Source organism: Streptomyces antarcticus (assembly GCF_026627255.1).
Classification (GTDB): domain Bacteria; phylum Actinomycetota; class Actinomycetes; order Streptomycetales; family Streptomycetaceae; genus Streptomyces; species Streptomyces antarcticus.
Genome location: NZ_JAPNLM010000014.1, coordinates 1 through 14696, shown reverse-complemented (window position 1 = coordinate 14696; position 14696 = coordinate 1). Strand labels below are relative to the sequence as shown.

Sequence of the window (14696 nt, the reverse complement as noted above, 5' to 3'; positions counted from 1 at the left end):
ACCCCACGCAGAGGGGTGTGCATGCACGGGTAATCGGCGGCCGCGAGGATGGGCGGGTGAACACACGGGATCGGGACGAGGAGGGCCGCGCGCGCAGCGCGCGGCCGAGGGACGGGCTGGGGCGGCCGCTGGCCTACGGGGCGGGCGGCGTGGGACGGCAGCCGGAGGGCGTGGTGCGGTCGCCCGCGCAGACGGTCCGGGAGGCCCAGCGGCTGCTGGACGCCGGGATGCCCTTCCACGCGCACGAGGTGTTCGAGGACGCCTGGAAGTCCGGGCCCGTGGCCGCGGCGCCGCTGTGGCGGGGGCTCGCCCAGCTCGCCGTCGGGCTGACGCACGCCGCGCGCGGGAACGCGGTCGGCGGGGCGCGGCTGCTGCGGCGCGGGGCGGCGGGGATCGAGGGGCTGGACGGGGCGGCGTACGGGGTCGACGTGCCGGGCCTGGTCCGGTGGGCCGGGGAGCTGGCCCAACGGGTGGACGGCGGGGCGGCCGTGGACGCCGCCGCCGAGGCGCCGGGGCTACGCGGCGGGCTGGAGTAGGTCCCAGCGGTTGCCGTACAGGTCCTGGAAGACGGCGACGGAGCCGTACGCCTCGTGGCGCGGCTCCTCCAGGAAGCGGACGCCCTCGGCGGTCATCCGGGCGTGGTCGCGCGCGAAGTCGTCGGTGTGGAGGAAGAAGCCGACGCGGCCGCCGGTCTGGTCGCCGACGCGGGGGCGCTGGGCGTCGTCCTTGGCGCGGGCCAGCAGCAGTGCGGACTCCTTGGCGCCGGGCGGGCGGACCACCACCCAGCGGGAGCCGTCCGGGCGGGCGGTGTCCTCGGCGAGGTCGAAGCCGAGGGCCCTGGTGTAGAAGTCGATGGCCTCGTCGTAGTCGTGGACGAGGAGCGCGGTGAGGGCGATGTGGGAGGGCATGCGCCTATTGTGCGCCGAGCAGGACGACGTCCAGGGTGCGGGGGCCGTGGACGCCCTCCACGCGGTCGAGCTCGATGTCGCTGGTGGCGGAGGGTCCGGAGATCCAGGTCAGCGGGCGGGCGGGGTCCAGCAGGGCCACGGCCCGCGGTACGGAGTCCACGACCTGGCCGGGGACGCGGACGACGCAGATGTGGTGGTCGGGGATCAGCGTGATCCGGCGCCTGCCCTGCTCGGGGCCTCCGTCGAGGACGAGGGTGCCGGTCTCGGCGACGGCCAGGGCGCAGCCGGTCACCACGCTGTCCACGGCGTCCAGTTGCCGCGCCGTGGACTCGGCGCGGTCCTGTACGTGCGCCGGTTCCGCCGCCGCGAGCCAGTGCGCGGGCAGGCCGGGCGGGACGAGTACGGTCCGGGCGCCGCGCCGCGCGAGCAGGTCTGCCAGCAGCGCGGGCAGGCCGTCCTCGTCGGTGCGGTGGACCCGCGCCCGGTACTCGGCGAGGTGCGCGGCGAGGAGGTCCACGGTCTCGGCCGGGGTCCGCGCGCCGTGCACCGCGAGGTAGTCCCGGGGGATCTCCGCGGCCCCCGCGGGGCCGGGGGACGGCCGCGGACCCGGGCCCCGCTCCCCCAGCGCCCGGCGGATGCGGCCCAGGACGACGTCGCGTGAGGTCACTGCGGGGTCCCCCGTTCTCGGGTCCACCAGTCGCGGAAGGATTCCGCGGGGAGCTCGGGCAGCTCCCGGGTGTCGGTCCAGGCCCGGCCCGGCCCCGGCAGGCGGCGCGGGCGCATCCGGCGGGCGCGGGCCAGCAGGCGTTCGCCCGCGCGCAGCGCGCCCGGGTGGTCCAGGAGCAGGCGGGCGGCGCGCATCGCGGCCCGTTCGGCGGTGCGGCCGTGCGCGGGGCGCAGGCGTACGCGGATGCCGTCGCGGGTCACCGGGCCGCCTTGGGCGACCCGTTCGCGGAGGTGGACGAGGACCTCGGGGATGTCGATGGCGACCGGGCAGACGTCGTAGCAGGCCCCGCACAGCGTGGAGGCGTACGGCAGGGAGGCGTCGATCTCGCTGTCGGTGCCGCGCAGTTGGGGGCTGAGGATGGCGCCGATGGGGCCGGGGTAGACGGAGCCGTAGGCGTGGCCGCCGGCGCGCTCGTAGACGGGGCAGACGTTCAGGCAGGCGGAGCAGCGGATGCAGCGCAGGGCCTGGCGGCCGACCTCGTCGGCGAGGGTGTCGGTGCGGCCGTTGTCGAGGAGGACGAGGTGGAAGGCGGCGGGTCCGTCGCCGTCGGTGGTGCCGGTCCACATCGTCGTGTACGGGTTCATCCGCTCCGCCGTCGAGGAGCGCGGCAGGGTCTGGAGGAAGATCTCCAGGTCGCGGAAGGTGGGGACGACCTTCTCGATGCCGACGACGGAGATCAGGGTCTCGGGCAGGGTCAGGCACATGCGGCCGTTGCCCTCGGACTCGAAGACGACCAGGGTCCCCGTCTCGGCGACCATGAAGTTCGCGCCGGACACGGCGACCTTGGCGCGCAGGAACTTCTCCCGCAGGTGCAGGCGCGCGGCCTCGGCGAGTTCGCGCGGGTCGTCGCCGAGCCCGTCGGGCGCGGGCCGGCCCCATCCGCCCATCTCGGCGCGGAAGACGTCGCGGATCTCGGCGCGGTTGCGGTGGATGGCCGGGACCAGGATGTGCGAGGGCCGGTCGTGGCCGAGCTGGACGATGAGCTCGGCCAGGTCGGTCTCGTACGCGGCGATCCCGGCCGCCTCCAGGGCCTCGTTGAGGCCGGTCTCCTGGGTGGCCATGGACTTGACCTTGACGAGCTCCCGTTCCCCGGTGGCGAGCACCAGGTCCGTCACGATGCGGTTGGCCTCGTCGGCGTCGGCCGCCCAGTGAACGGTGCCGCCCGCGGCGGTGACCGCCTCCTCCAGTTGGAGGAGGTAGTGGTCGAGGTGGCGCAGGGTGTGGTCCTTGACGGCCTTCCCGGCGGCGCGCAGCCGGTCCCAGTCGGCGAGTTCGGCGACCGCGCGGGCCCGTTTGTCGCGGATGGTGTGCGTGGCGCGGCGGAGGTTGGCGCGCAGCACGTCGTCCCGTACGGCTTCCCGCGCGGCGGCCGGAAAGGCGGGCATGCCCAGGTGCGTGGCCGTCATCGGAGGGGCTCCCGCTCGGTCGCGGCGAGGATCTCGGCCAGGTGCAGGGTGCGCAGCGGGGAGCCGGCCCGGCGCAGCAGGCCCTCCAGGTGGGCGAGGCAGGAGTTGTCGGCGCCGCACAGCACCTCGGCTCCGGTGGCGGCCGCGGCGGCGGTCTTGTCGGTGCCCATGGCCGCCGACACGTCCGGGTTCTTGACGGCGAAGGTCCCGCCGAAGCCGCAGCACTCCTCCGCTCCGGGGAGTTCGACCAGGTCCAGGCCCTTGACGGCGGCCAGCAGCCGCCGCGGCCGGTCCCCGAGGCCGAGGGCCCGCAGGCCGTGGCAGGAGGGGTGGTAGGTGACGGTGTGCGGGAAGTGGGCGCCGACGTCGCTGACCCCGAGCACGTCGACGAGGAACTCGGTCAGTTCGTACACGCGCGGCGCCAGCGCGGCGGCCAGTTCCGCCAGTGCGTCGCCGCGGCCCTCGGCGGCGGCCTTGCGCCCGATGCGCGGGTAGTGCTCGCGGATCATCGCGGCGCAGGAGCCGGAGGGGGTGACCACGTACTCGTACCCGGCGAAGGCCTCCGCGGTGCGCCGCACCAGCGGCTCCGTCTCGTGCCGGAAGCCGGTGTTGTACTGCGGCTGCCCGCAGCAGCTCTGGGCCGCCGGGAAGTCCACGGTGACGCCGAGCCGCTCCAGGAGGCGGACGACGGCGATGCCGGTGCGCGGGTACAGCGCGTCGTTGACGCAGGTGACGAACAGGGCGACGCGCATGACGGGCAGAATAGCGGGGTGAAGAAGTTCTCAGTGATCGGCATAGGCGCGGGCGACCCGGACCACCTGACCCTCCAGGCGGTCAAGGCGATCAGGGCGGCGGACGCGTTCCTCATCCTGGAGAAGGGCGAGGAGAAGGCGGATTTGACGGGGCTGCGGCGGGCGATGCTCGACGAGCACGCCCGCCCGGGGCACCGGCTGGTGGAGGGCCGCGACCCGGACCGGGACCGGACCCCGGCGGACTACGCCCCGACGGTGGACGGCTGGCGCAGCGCGCGGGCCGAGCTGTTCGAGCGGTTCATCGCGCAGGACCTGGCCGAGGGCGAGACCGGGGCGTTCCTGGTGTGGGGCGACCCCTCGCTGTACGACTCCACCCTGGCGATCCTCGACGAGGTGCTGGAGAAGGGCCGGGTGGCGTTCGAGCACGAGGTGGTGCCGGGCATCAGCAGCGTGTCCTCGCTGCTGGCCCGGCACCGCACGAACCTGAACCGGGTGGGCCGCCCGGTGCAGATCACCACCGGGCGGCGGCTGGCCGAGGGCTGGCCGGAGGGGGTGGACGACGTGGTGGTGATGCTGGACGCCCGGCACGCCTTCACCGCCCACCTGGACCAGGACCTGTTCATCTACTGGGGGGCCTACGTCGGCACCCCGGACGAGATCCTGGTGTCGGGGAAGCTCGGCGAGGTCGCGGGGCGGATCGAGGAGCTGCGCACCGAGGCCCGCGCCCGCAAGGGCTGGATCATGGACACCTACCTGCTCAGGCGCGGCTGAGGTGAGCGGACCCCCGCCCCCTCAGGCGCGGCCGAGGTGGGCGGGCAGGCCGGCGGCGAGGCGCTCGTACTCCTCGGGCCGGTTGTAGACCTGCCCGCAGATCCGGATGCCGCCGCCGCCCGGCCGGGGCCAGACCAGCACCCGCACGCGCAGCCGTGCCGCGATCTCCTCGCGCAGGGCCACGGCGTCCTCGGGTGTCTCGGCGGTGCCGGCCGGCAGCAGCAGCGCCCGCATGGCGAGGCCCTCGCCGTGCGGGAGCGGGGTGATCCCGGGGATCTCGGCGAGCAGGGACGCGCCGTGGGCGGCCAGCGCGCTGTTGTGGGCCCGTACCCGGGCCGCGTCGAGGCGCTGGAGGAGGTCCAGGCCCTCGGGCGCGGCGAGCCAGCCGGTGTAGTCGGCGGTGGCGCGGTACTCGACCGAGCGGGGGAACCCGTGCTGGTCCTCCCAGGAGGGGACGAGCGCGCGGACGCGGTGGCGGTGCTCCGGGGCGACGGCGAGGACCGCGCTGCCGGACGGGGCGTACCCCCACTTGTGGAGGTTGCCGAACCAGAAGTCGGCGCCGCCCGCGAGGGGGTCGGCGAGCATGCCGGGGGCGTGGGCTCCGTCGACGACGGTGGTGACTCCGCGTTCCCGGAGGTCGGCGAGGAGCCGGGGCGAGGCGATGAGGCGGGCGGTGGGCGAGCTGACGTGGTCGAGCAGCGCCGCCTTGGTACGGGGCGTCAGCGCGGCCAGCACGGTTTCGCGTACGGCGTCCTCGTCGGGCAGGAGGGGGTCGAGGGCGACGGTGGTGACCGTGGCGCGGCGGGCGGCGGCCGCGACGACGGTGCCGTAGCCGTGGTCGGTGACCAGGATCTCGTCGCCGGCGGCGAAGGGGATCGCGTCGAGGGCGAGGTTGGCCCCCTCGGTGGCGTTGGCGATGAAGGCGAGCCCGTCGGGGTCGGCGCCGAGGTGCGCGGCGATCCGGGCGCGGGCCTGGGCCAGCCGGTCGCAGACTCCGAGGAAGAACGCGTCGGGGTCGGCGTGGGCCAGGGCCCGGAGCGCGGCCTGCGCCTCCTGGACGGGGACGGGGACCGCGCCGAACGAGCCGTGGTTCAGGTGCGCGACGGCGGGGTCGAGGCGGAACAGCCCCTCGGCGCCCGGGAACACCCGTGCCGGGACCGTCGGCCGGCCGCCGCCGGGCGGGCCCTCGGGGCGCTCGCCGGCCGGGCGGCCGCCGGGCTGCGGTGCGGTGGCGGGCGGGGGCCCGGCCGGGCCCCCCTCGGGACGGACGGGATCGGGCACGGGGCCTCCCAGGGCGGGGCGGGGCTTGTCGTGGTGATCCTCTCCCGGCGCGGCCGCCGCCGGTAGCCCCCAACGCCTCCCCCGGTCGGGCGCGGCGGCCCGGCCGGGCCGGGGTCCCCGCCACCGCCGGGGCCGGGGCCGGCAGCCGCCAGGTAACGGGGGGAGGCCCCGCCGAACCGGCGGGGCCTCCCGGGCGAAGGGACGGCCCGGGGCCTACGTCCCGCGGCCGCTGGTGGCCGCGTGGTACTGGAGGTCCTGGACCTGCACGGTGCGGTCCGCCGGGTAGGGCAGCTCCACCCCGGTCGCGGTCTTCCCGTCCCTGACCACCTCGGCGGAGCACGCGCCCGCCTTCAGCGGCAGCAGTTCGGAGTGGACCCCGGCGGGGGCCTCGTGGGAGTCCTTCGCGGATCCGACGGCCGTACGGACCACGGCGGGTCCGGCGAGGAAGCTGAGCACCTCCACCGTGTCGCGGGGCGCGGCGCTGCCCTTGCGCAGGGACATCAGGAGCGACTGGTCGCCCGTCGGGTCGGCCTGGGCGAACTGGGTGCGGGCGGTGAGGTAGAGGGTGTCCCGGACGATCTCGGGCCACGCGCCCGTCTTGAACCGGGTCAGATAGTACGAGGTCAGGTCCAGGTAGGCGTGGCCGTTGTGCAGGGAGGGGGCGAACTGGCTGCCCTCGGAGTAGTCGTTCCAGGTGGCGAGCTGGACCCAGTCGGCGCCGTCGTCGATGGCGTGCTTCCAGGTGGCGCGCAGGGTCGCGGTGTTGCCGGCCTCGTCGTAGATGCCCTGGTTGGGGCGGGCGTCCTGGACGGACACCGGCTGCATCCAGATCTTGCCCATGTCGTGCGCCCGCTTGACGTCGCGGGTGTTGCTCTCCTGGCCGACGTAACTGCGGCTGCCCCACTCGGAGAAGCCGTGGCTGATGGGGGCGAAGTCGCCGCTGTGGGCGCCGAAGTCGAGGAAGAGCGGCACGAAGGCCGTGCGCGTGCCGTGCCTGGACTTGAGGATCCCCATCACCTCGGTCCACCAGGCCGCGCTCTTCGCCTCGGCCTTGAAGGGCGAGACGACGAGCCTGCCGTCCGGGAGCCGGTGGGCGGCGGGCGCGGATCCGAGCGCGGCGATGGCGTCGGCGAGCACGCCGGGATCATCGGTCTTCAGGGAGGTCATGTCCGGCATCAGCATGATCTTGAAGGCCGGGTCCACCGAACGGGCCGCCGCCATCAGCTGGTTGGAGCGCTCCCAGTTCTTGCCGGACAGGGAGAGCATGTCGAGCGTGAACCCGTCGATGCCCGCCGCGCGGGCGGTGCGCACCTCCTGCTGGAGGTTGGCGTACTCCCAGTCGCCGCTCTTCGGCTGGACGGGCAGCGGCCGGTCGCGCAGCAGGCCGCCGTACCGCTCGTGCTTGCCGCTCTCGCCGTCCGGGTTCAGGTAGTTGCGGGTGTAGTAGTCGGCGTCCGCGCTCACGTTGTCGAGGGAGAGCGGGTACGGGGTGAAGTAGTGGGCGAACACCAGCTTCTTGCCCGCGGCGCCCGAGCGGAGGGCCGCCGGCTGGGGCATGTCGAAGGGCAGCGCTCCGGCGGTGCGGACGCCCCCGGTGCCGGCGGTGGCGCCCCCGGGGGCGCCCGTGCCGCCGGGGGACGTACCCGGGGTGGGGCTCCGGGCCGGTTCCGGGGTGGCGGGCGCCGGGGTGCCGGGGCCGGCGTCGGGGCCGGCCGACCAGGGGACGCCGGCGACGGGGGCCGAACTGCCGCGCACGTCGGCCGCCGTGGGGTCCCAGGCGATTCCGGTGGCGGCGCAGACGCCGACGAGGAGGAAGCCGGACACGAGGGCGACCAGCGGGCCCCGTCTCCTGAGCGCCGGTCTGCGGCGGTGCGAGACGGGCTGCGCCGCCCGGTCCGCCCGCCGGCCGGTCCGTCGCCCTGCTCGCCGGTCCGCTGTCATCGTGGTCCCTCCCCGGGAATATGCCCCGAGTGGGGGCTGCACAGCAGTAGAGCCCATTGCCGCCGTCCGGACAACCGTTCCCAGGCGCCGGAACGGGGACACGTACGTCACGGGGCGCACGGGAACTACGCCGACCGCTTTGCCGGGGCTAATCCGGCCGGTGCGGTGACGACCCCGGCGCGGCGCGGGCACGGCCGCCTTCCCGACCTCGCGCCCACGCACGCGCAACTCCTTTCCCTTCCCTGCGCGCCGCGGGCCGGCCGGCCGGGCGTCGCGCCCTGCCCAGGGGCCCGCCGGGCCGCGGGAGTTCGCGGCCCGGAGCCCGGCGCCGTGCGTCGTCTACGTGCGCTCCCGCATCCGGCGGACGCCGGTCGCGTACGGAACGCACCGCGAAGCACGGCGAAGCACGGCGAAGCACGGCGAAGGACCGCGAAGGACGGCGAAGGACGGCACCGTTCGGCACCGGACCAGGGCGGACCGGGCCGGCGGACCCCGTGTCGCGACCGGCTCCCCCGTCCCCGTCCGCCACCGCGGCCGGTCGCTCTGCGGGGCCCTTCTCCGGAATGCGACATTCCCCTGGCCTTCCGGCTCAGCTGGCGCATAATCGTCGACACGCGGCTCGAACCAGCACGCTTGCCGCGCTTGGTCACGCATGCAATGGGGGGCATCGTGCCGATGGGGGAAACCGGATCCACGGGGACACTGGCTGCCACTTCCGCCGAGCTGTCCCGGCTGCTCACCGCCGTCCGGAGGGGGCGGGTGGTGACCGTGACCGGGGGGTTCCGCGAGCCGCGCAGCCTGCTGGTGCGGGAGATCGCACGGCGGATCGCGTCCAACTTCTATGACGGGGTGGCCGTCGTCGCCTTCGAGCCGTCGGCCGGGGTCCACGGCACCCGGGAGCTCACGGCCGCGCTCGGCCGCGTACCCGAAACGCCCCTCCCGCCGTGCGGGACGGCGAACGCCGCGTCATGGCTGGCCGAACGGGACATGCTGCTCGTCCTCGACGGCGCCGACCTGCTCGGCCCGCAGGCGCGGGCCTGGCTGCGGGACCTGCTCTCCGTGGCACCGGGGCTGCGGATCCTCGCCGCGGGACGGTCCCCGCTCGGCATCGGGCAGGAGCGGGTGCACCGGCTCTGACACCGGTGGTGACACCGGCTCCGACCCGGCTCTGACCCGGCTCCGACACCGGACCGCGTTACGTACGCGGCACACAGCCGCCATGAGGCCGCCACCGTGCTGCCACAGCCCGCCCTTAGGGTCTGACCTGCGGGTTCCGGCGACGTACGGCTGCCGGGGCCCAGGTACGTACGTCACCCGCCCCCGCACGTACAGGAGACCCTTCGTGAGCGAGCACGAGCACCCCCGCGCGTCCGGAACCCCCGGCACCCCCGGCGCACCGGGCACGCCCCGCGCGTCCCGCCCCGTAGGCGGCGTCGGCCGGCGCGGCTTCCTCGCCGGCGCGGCCGCGGTGGCCGCCTCCGCCACGTCCGTCACGGCCTTCGCCCGCCCGGCGGGCACGACGACGGCCGCGGCCCGGCCCAACATCCTGCTGATCGTCACCGACGACCAGCCCAAGCAGACCGTCCCCGCGCACAACACCCGCGCGGACGGCTACGCGGGCACGGCCCCCGCCAAGTCCTTCCGGCCCGGCGGGCCCGAACGGTCCATGCGGGGCGGCTCGCACATGTGCCACGACTCGTACTGCAACCGCTACCGGGTCGCCGCCCGCACCCGCAACACCCCGGACAGCTCGGCCGGGAACATCGGCTTCCGCGTCGCGGCCGACCTCTGACCCGGGACCGGACGGCCCGGCTCCCGGACCGGCCCCCGGCCCGCCGCAGGCCTCAGCCCGGCCGCCGGCCGAGTTCCCGCCACACCTCGGCGGGGCAGGACCCCTGGGGGCGGGAGGTGAGGAACAGCCCGTACTCCACCCGGCGCGGCTCCCGGCCGACCTCCACCCAGTGGTCCCGGCCGGACGTGGTGTCCCAGCCGTCGTTGGGCAGCCAGATGTGGTCGGACCGTCCGTCCTTGTCCTTGCTGGTGATCTGGGCGACGTCCGCGTGACCGGCGTGGGTGGCCAGCACCACGCAGTAGTGGCGCAGCTGCCGTTCGGGGTCCTCGCGCAGCGGGACCATGGCGAGCCAGATCTCCCCCGCGGCCGGTCTGCGCTGATCGGCCGGGGTCCGCCGCCGCAGCCGGAAACCGCCCCACGGGCGGCCGCCGCCCAGCCAGCGGGAGCCGCCCCACCTGCGGACGGCGCCCACGAAGGCGAGCGCCACCAGCCCGGCGGCCGTGCCTTCGGCGACCGCCCGCACGTTCCAGGCGGGGAGGTCACCGACCCTGCCCTCCACCCACCACAGCACCGGGGCGACCGCGGCGAGCAGGCCGGCCGCCCGCACCGGGGCCGGCCACCACACGGACCGCCGGCGCCGGCCCCGGCCCGCGTACAGCGCGAGGGCCAGCGCGGTGAGGACCGGGAAGGCGTAGACGACCAGGTACTGGCCGAAACCGTGCAGCCGCTGCGGCGGTGTCTGCTCGGCCAGCAGGTCGGGCAGGACCAGCGGGAGCGCCAGCAGGTACCCGACGGTCGGCACGACGACCGCCAGCAGCAGGAAGCCCGCGCAGCCGATGCCCGCGCAGGACGTGTCGGAACCGCGTGCCACAGAACCCCCCTGGATCACCGGTGGCGAACGCTAGCGCACGGCCCGGCCGGCGCCGGACGCGGGTCCGCCCCGGCCGGGCACGGGGCCGGCCGGGGCGGAACGTCGTGTCACTGCCGTCCGGAGACGGCTACCTGCTTCAGCCGAGGGTGGCGATGGCCTGGTTGAAGGTCGCCGAGGGGCGCATGATCTTCGCGGCCTTGGCGGCGTCGGGCTGGTAGTAGCCGCCGATGTCGGCCGGGGAGCCCTGTACCGCGATCAGCTCGTCGACGATGGTCCGCTCCGACTCGGCCAGCGTCTTGGCGAGCGGGTCGAAGGCGGCGGCCAGCTTCGGGTCGTCGATCTGCCGGGACAGCTCCTGCGCCCAGTACAGGGCGAGGTAGAAGTGGCTGCCGCGGTTGTCGATGCCGCCGAGCTTGCGGCTCGGCGACTTGTCCTCGCCCAGGAAGGTGCCGGTCGCGCGGTCCAGGGTGTCGGCCAGCACCTGGGCGCGGGCGTTGCCGGTGGTGGTCGCGAGGTGCTCGAAGGAGACGGCCAGCGCGAGGAACTCGCCGAGCGAGTCCCAGCGCAGGTAGTTCTCCTTGACGAGCTGCTGCACGTGCTTGGGCGCGGAGCCGCCGGCGCCGGTCTCGAAGAGGCCGCCGCCGTTCATCAGCGGGACCACCGACAGCATCTTGGCGCTGGTGCCCAGCTCCAGGATCGGGAACAGGTCGGTGAGGTAGTCGCGCAGCACGTTGCCGGTCACCGAGATGGTGTCCTCGCCGCGGCGGATGCGCTCCAGGGAGAAGGCGGTGGCCTCGACCGGGGAGAGGATCTTGAGGGTCAGGCCCTCGGTGTCGTGGTCGGCGAGGTACGTCTTGACCTTGGTGATGAGCTGCGCGTCGTGCGCGCGGTCCTCGTCCAGCCAGAAGACGGCCGGGTCACCGGTGGCGCGGGCGCGGGTGACGGCGAGCTTGACCCAGTCCTGGATCGGCGCGTCCTTGGTCTGGCAGGCGCGGAAGATGTCGCCGGCGGCGACCTCCTGCTCCAGGACCGTGTCGCCCGCGGCGTCGACGAGGCGGACGGTGCCCGCGGCGGCGATCTCGAAGGTCTTGTCGTGGCTGCCGTACTCCTCGGCCTTCTGGGCCATGAGGCCGACGTTCGGCACCGAGCCCATGGTGGACGGGTCGAAGGCGCCGTGCGCGCGGCAGTCGTCGATGACGACCTGGTAGACACCGGCGTAGCTGCTGTCCGGCAGGACGGCCAGGGTGTCGGCCTCGGCGCCGTCCGGGCCCCACATGTGGCCGGAGGTACGGATCATGGCCGGCATGGAGGCGTCGACGATGACGTCGCTCGGGACGTGCAGGTTGGTGATGCCCTTGTCCGAGTCGACCATCGCGAGGGCCGGGCCCTCGGCGGTCTCGGCGTCGAAGGAGGCCTTGATCGCGTCGGCGTCGGGCAGTGCGCCCAGGCCGTTCAGGATGGCGCCCAGGCCGTCGTTCGGGGACAGGCCGGCGGCGGCCAGGGTCTCGCCGTAGCGCGCGAAGGTCTTCGGGAAGAAGGCGCGGACCACGTGGCCGAAGACGATCGGGTCGGAGACCTTCATCATCGTGGCCTTGAGGTGCACGGAGAACAGGACGTCCTCGGCCTTGGCACGCTCGATCTGGTCGTTCAGGAAGGTGCGCAGCGCGTCCACGTGCAGGACGGAGGCGTCCACGACCTCGCCGGCGAGGACCGGTACGGACTCGCGCAGGACGGTGGTGGAGCCGTCGGCGGCGACGTGCTCGATGCGCAGCGTGCCGGCCTCGGCGATCACGGTGGACTTCTCGGTGGAGCGGAAGTCGTTCGCGCCCATGGTGGCCACGTTGGTCTTCGACTCGGCGGTCCAGGCACCCATGCGGTGCGGGTGGGCCTTGGCGTAGTTCTTGACCGAGGCCGGGGCCCGGCGGTCGGAGTTGCCCTCGCGCAGGACCGGGTTGACGGCGCTGCCCTTGATCTTGTCGTAGCGGGCGCGGGTCTCGCGCTCCTCGTCGGTCTTCGGGTCGTCCGGGTAGTCCGGAAGCGCGTATCCCTGGCCCTGGAGCTCGGCGACCGCGGCCTTGAGCTGCGGGATCGAGGCCGAGACGTTGGGCAGCTTGATGATGTTGGCGCCGGGGGTCTTCGCCAGCTCGCCGAGCTCGGCGAGGGCGTCGGCGATGCGCTGGCCCTCTTCCAGGTGCTCGGGGAAGCTGGCGATGATCCGACCGGCCAGGGAGATGTCACGGGTCTCGACGCGCACTCCGGCCGTCGACGCGTACGCCTGGATCACAGGCAGGAACGAATGCGTCGCCAGGGCCGGGGCCTCGTCGGTGTGCGTGTAGATGATGGTCGAGTCAGTCACCGGATGCTCCGCTCCACAGTCTGCGTCTCTCGTCTGCAACATTGCTCGACATCAAGATATCTCGTGATCGGGCCGGTCTGGACAGCCCCCTGCCGTGAAGCGTGGGAGACGCACGTCACGCGTGCCCTGGAACGGCGAGAGCGCCGCCGCGGCTGTTTCCGGCCACGGCGGCGCTCAGCACGACGGCCCGCGGGCCGGATGGGTCAGGCGTGGACGGCCTTCGGGTTCTCGCCGTACTCGTTCGCCTGCGACTGCCCCTCGGTGGCCGTCAGGACGAGCAGCCAGATGCCGCCGACGATCGGGATCAGGGCGATGAGGGCCCACCAGCCGGACTTGCCGAGGTCGTGCAGCCGGCGGATGGTGACCGCCAGGGACGGCACGAGGGTGCCGACCACGTAGATGCCGGCGAGCACGGGGGCGATGCCCAGAACGGCGTCGAGGATCGCGAGGACGACGACGATGGCAACGTGGATGAGGGCGTACATCCAGTACTCGCGGCGGCGGGCGCGGCCGGAGAAGACGGCGTACTTCTTCAGAACGTCGGTGTAGTAGTTCATGAGTCCCCCCAGAGGACGGTGGATCGGGCCCGTCCTGGTGGAGCAAGCCGGGGCAGAACTTAAGCTCCCTTTATGGCGGGGTCAAGCCAGTTCCCGGGGGCGCGAATCGGCCACACCTCGTGATTTCCGGCACCGGATCCGCGGCGGGGGCGCTGAAGTGGCGCGGGTGTCCGGGGAAGTCCGGAAAGTCCCCGCCGCACGCCTCCTCGCCACCGCGGGAGCCGCACGGATCGTTACCCGGATCGTTACCCCGGCGCGACACCGCGGCCCGGCCCCGGGAGGGGACGGGACCGGACCGCTGGGCGCGCGTCAGCCGATGTGGAAGGGGTCGCCGTAGACCTTCCAGTCGAGGGGGGTGTTGAGGTTCAGGTTGCCCTTCTTCAGGAAGACCCGCTGGGCGGTGTCGACGCGGCTGGTGTCGCTGTGCGCCTCCTCCTGCTTCATCGCCCAGACGCGGGCGTCGAGGAAGGCGTTCAGCCACGTGGTCTCGTTGCCGCCCTGGGCCGGGGGCTTGGCCTTGGTGAGGGCCCGCTTGCGGATGTTGCGGAAGCTGGCGGAGTCGGTGCCGTCGCCGTGCATGACGATGGCGTCGTAGTAGATGAACTGGCCGAGCGTGCCGACGCCGTCGGACTTGCCCTGCTTGACGGAGGGGTTGAAGTAGACCCGGTCACGCTCGTGGTCCTGGGCCTTCTTGAACTCGGTGTCCCGGGCCGCCTTCGCCCAGTCCCCGGTGAAGTTCGGGTCCAGGCCGGCGTGTGAGTCGCTGCCGTCGACCCGGCGCAGGGCGGGGAGGTACTTGGCGAGCACGTTCCCCGGCTTGACCTGGGTGTAGTGCTCGACGAGGTCGAGCATGTCGCCGGTGCCGGAACAGAATCCGATGATCCCGGCCGTGTAGCCGCGGCCGTCGCCGATGTCCTCTATGTACTTGTACTGCGCCTTCCAGTCCAGGGAGGAGTTCTCCGCGCTGGAGACGATCCGCATGGCGATGTCCTTCTTCGCCGGATCGTCGAGCCCGACGGCCGCGGCGGCGGCGACCGGCGACCCGGAGGCGGCGGGCGCGGATGCGGGGGCGGTCGCGTGGGCGGTGACCGGTACGGCGAGGAGCGTGCTGCCGAGGACGACGGCTATCGCCAAAGACTTGCGCTGGGGGGTGAACACAAGGCCTCCCTAGGGTAGTTGAGGCGTTCCCGATTGTGTTAGGAAACTTTACTACCAGATCGGGTAGCTCCTCAAGGCCCCCGGAATCACTTCCGCCGAATCCTTTCCGCCGATGACCAATCCTTCGGGGCCCGGGCTCCGAAGGAAGGGTGTCCGCCGCGCGCGCCCGCGCCCGT

At 73.9% G+C, this 14696-nt stretch carries 13 protein-coding genes and 1 pseudogene; 4 read left to right on the top strand and 10 right to left on the bottom strand.

Annotated features, from left to right (window positions below):
- The first annotated feature begins 56 nt into the window (after positions 1-56).
- Positions 57-536 carry a DUF309 domain-containing protein gene (locus OTB16_RS21325; protein WP_324290168.1) on the top strand — a complete coding sequence of 160 codons (480 nt, stop codon included), beginning with the start codon at positions 57-59 and terminating at the stop codon, positions 534-536.
- Here the strand turns inward: OTB16_RS21325 and OTB16_RS21320 are convergent.
- From OTB16_RS21320 to OTB16_RS21305, 4 genes are read right to left on the bottom strand one after another with little or no spacing between them, the layout of a single operon-like run.
- The gene (locus tag OTB16_RS21320) at positions 516-908 is read right to left on the bottom strand and encodes a VOC family protein (protein WP_267722000.1); all 393 of its coding nucleotides are present in this window, start codon (positions 906-908) and stop codon (positions 516-518) included. The two genes, OTB16_RS21325 and OTB16_RS21320, sit on opposite strands and share 21 nt — an antisense overlap.
- 4 nt (positions 909-912) lie before the next feature.
- On the bottom strand, positions 913-1575 hold the full coding sequence (locus OTB16_RS21315) for a LutC/YkgG family protein (RefSeq protein ID WP_267721998.1): 663 nt from the start codon (positions 1573-1575) through the stop codon (positions 913-915).
- A complete protein-coding gene (locus OTB16_RS21310) occupies positions 1572-3041 on the bottom strand; it encodes a lactate utilization protein B (protein WP_267721996.1) in 1470 nt (489 codons plus the stop codon). The genes OTB16_RS21315 and OTB16_RS21310 overlap by 4 nt, the downstream gene beginning before the upstream one ends.
- Complete coding sequence (locus OTB16_RS21305; protein ID WP_267721994.1) at positions 3038-3793, bottom strand: (Fe-S)-binding protein; 756 nt, start codon at positions 3791-3793, stop codon at positions 3038-3040. The genes OTB16_RS21310 and OTB16_RS21305 overlap by 4 nt, the downstream gene beginning before the upstream one ends.
- Before the next feature lie 18 nt (positions 3794-3811).
- Between OTB16_RS21305 and cobF the strand changes: the two genes are divergently transcribed.
- Complete coding sequence (gene cobF / locus OTB16_RS21300; RefSeq protein ID WP_267721992.1) at positions 3812-4564, top strand: precorrin-6A synthase (deacetylating); 753 nt, start codon at positions 3812-3814, stop codon at positions 4562-4564.
- 21 nt (positions 4565-4585) lie between these two features.
- On the opposite strand, the gene OTB16_RS21295 is transcribed toward cobF, so the two are convergent.
- Together OTB16_RS21295 and OTB16_RS21290 are read right to left on the bottom strand one after the other, a co-directional pair.
- A complete protein-coding gene (locus tag OTB16_RS21295) occupies positions 4586-5845 on the bottom strand; it encodes an aminotransferase class V-fold PLP-dependent enzyme (RefSeq protein WP_267721990.1) in 1260 nt (419 codons plus the stop codon).
- A gap of 213 nt (positions 5846-6058) precedes the next feature.
- On the bottom strand, positions 6059-7669 hold the full coding sequence (locus tag OTB16_RS21290) for a glycoside hydrolase family 71 protein (RefSeq protein ID WP_267721988.1): 1611 nt from the start codon (positions 7667-7669) through the stop codon (positions 6059-6061).
- Positions 7670-8428: 759 nt separating this feature from the next.
- Between OTB16_RS21290 and OTB16_RS21285 the strand changes: the two genes are divergently transcribed.
- Together OTB16_RS21285 and OTB16_RS21280 are read left to right on the top strand one after the other, a co-directional pair.
- Entirely contained in the window at positions 8429-8923 is a 495-nt protein-coding gene (locus OTB16_RS21285; protein ID WP_267721986.1) for a hypothetical protein, read from the top strand.
- A 442-nt stretch (positions 8924-9365) separates the two neighbouring features.
- Positions 9366-9578 (top strand): annotated as a pseudogene (locus OTB16_RS21280) (SUMF1/EgtB/PvdO family nonheme iron enzyme); the annotation flags it as partial.
- Between the two features lie 52 nt (positions 9579-9630).
- On the opposite strand, the gene OTB16_RS21275 reads toward OTB16_RS21280, so the two are convergent.
- The 4 genes from OTB16_RS21275 to OTB16_RS21260 form a co-directional block, all read right to left on the bottom strand.
- Entirely contained in the window at positions 9631-10449 is an 819-nt protein-coding gene (locus OTB16_RS21275) for a hypothetical protein (RefSeq protein ID WP_267721984.1), read from the bottom strand.
- A gap of 136 nt (positions 10450-10585) precedes the next feature.
- Positions 10586-12805 carry an NADP-dependent isocitrate dehydrogenase gene (locus tag OTB16_RS21270; protein ID WP_267721983.1) on the bottom strand — a complete coding sequence of 740 codons (2220 nt, stop codon included), beginning with the start codon at positions 12803-12805 and terminating at the stop codon, positions 10586-10588.
- 203 nt (positions 12806-13008) lie between these two features.
- The gene (locus OTB16_RS21265; protein ID WP_267721982.1) at positions 13009-13362 is read right to left on the bottom strand and encodes a DUF805 domain-containing protein; all 354 of its coding nucleotides are present in this window, start codon (positions 13360-13362) and stop codon (positions 13009-13011) included.
- A 309-nt stretch (positions 13363-13671) separates the two neighbouring features.
- Positions 13672-14520 (bottom strand): chitosanase, encoded by an 849-nt coding sequence (locus OTB16_RS21260; RefSeq protein WP_267721980.1) that lies wholly within the window; start codon positions 14518-14520, stop codon positions 13672-13674.
- Positions 14521-14696: the final 176 nt, after the last annotated feature.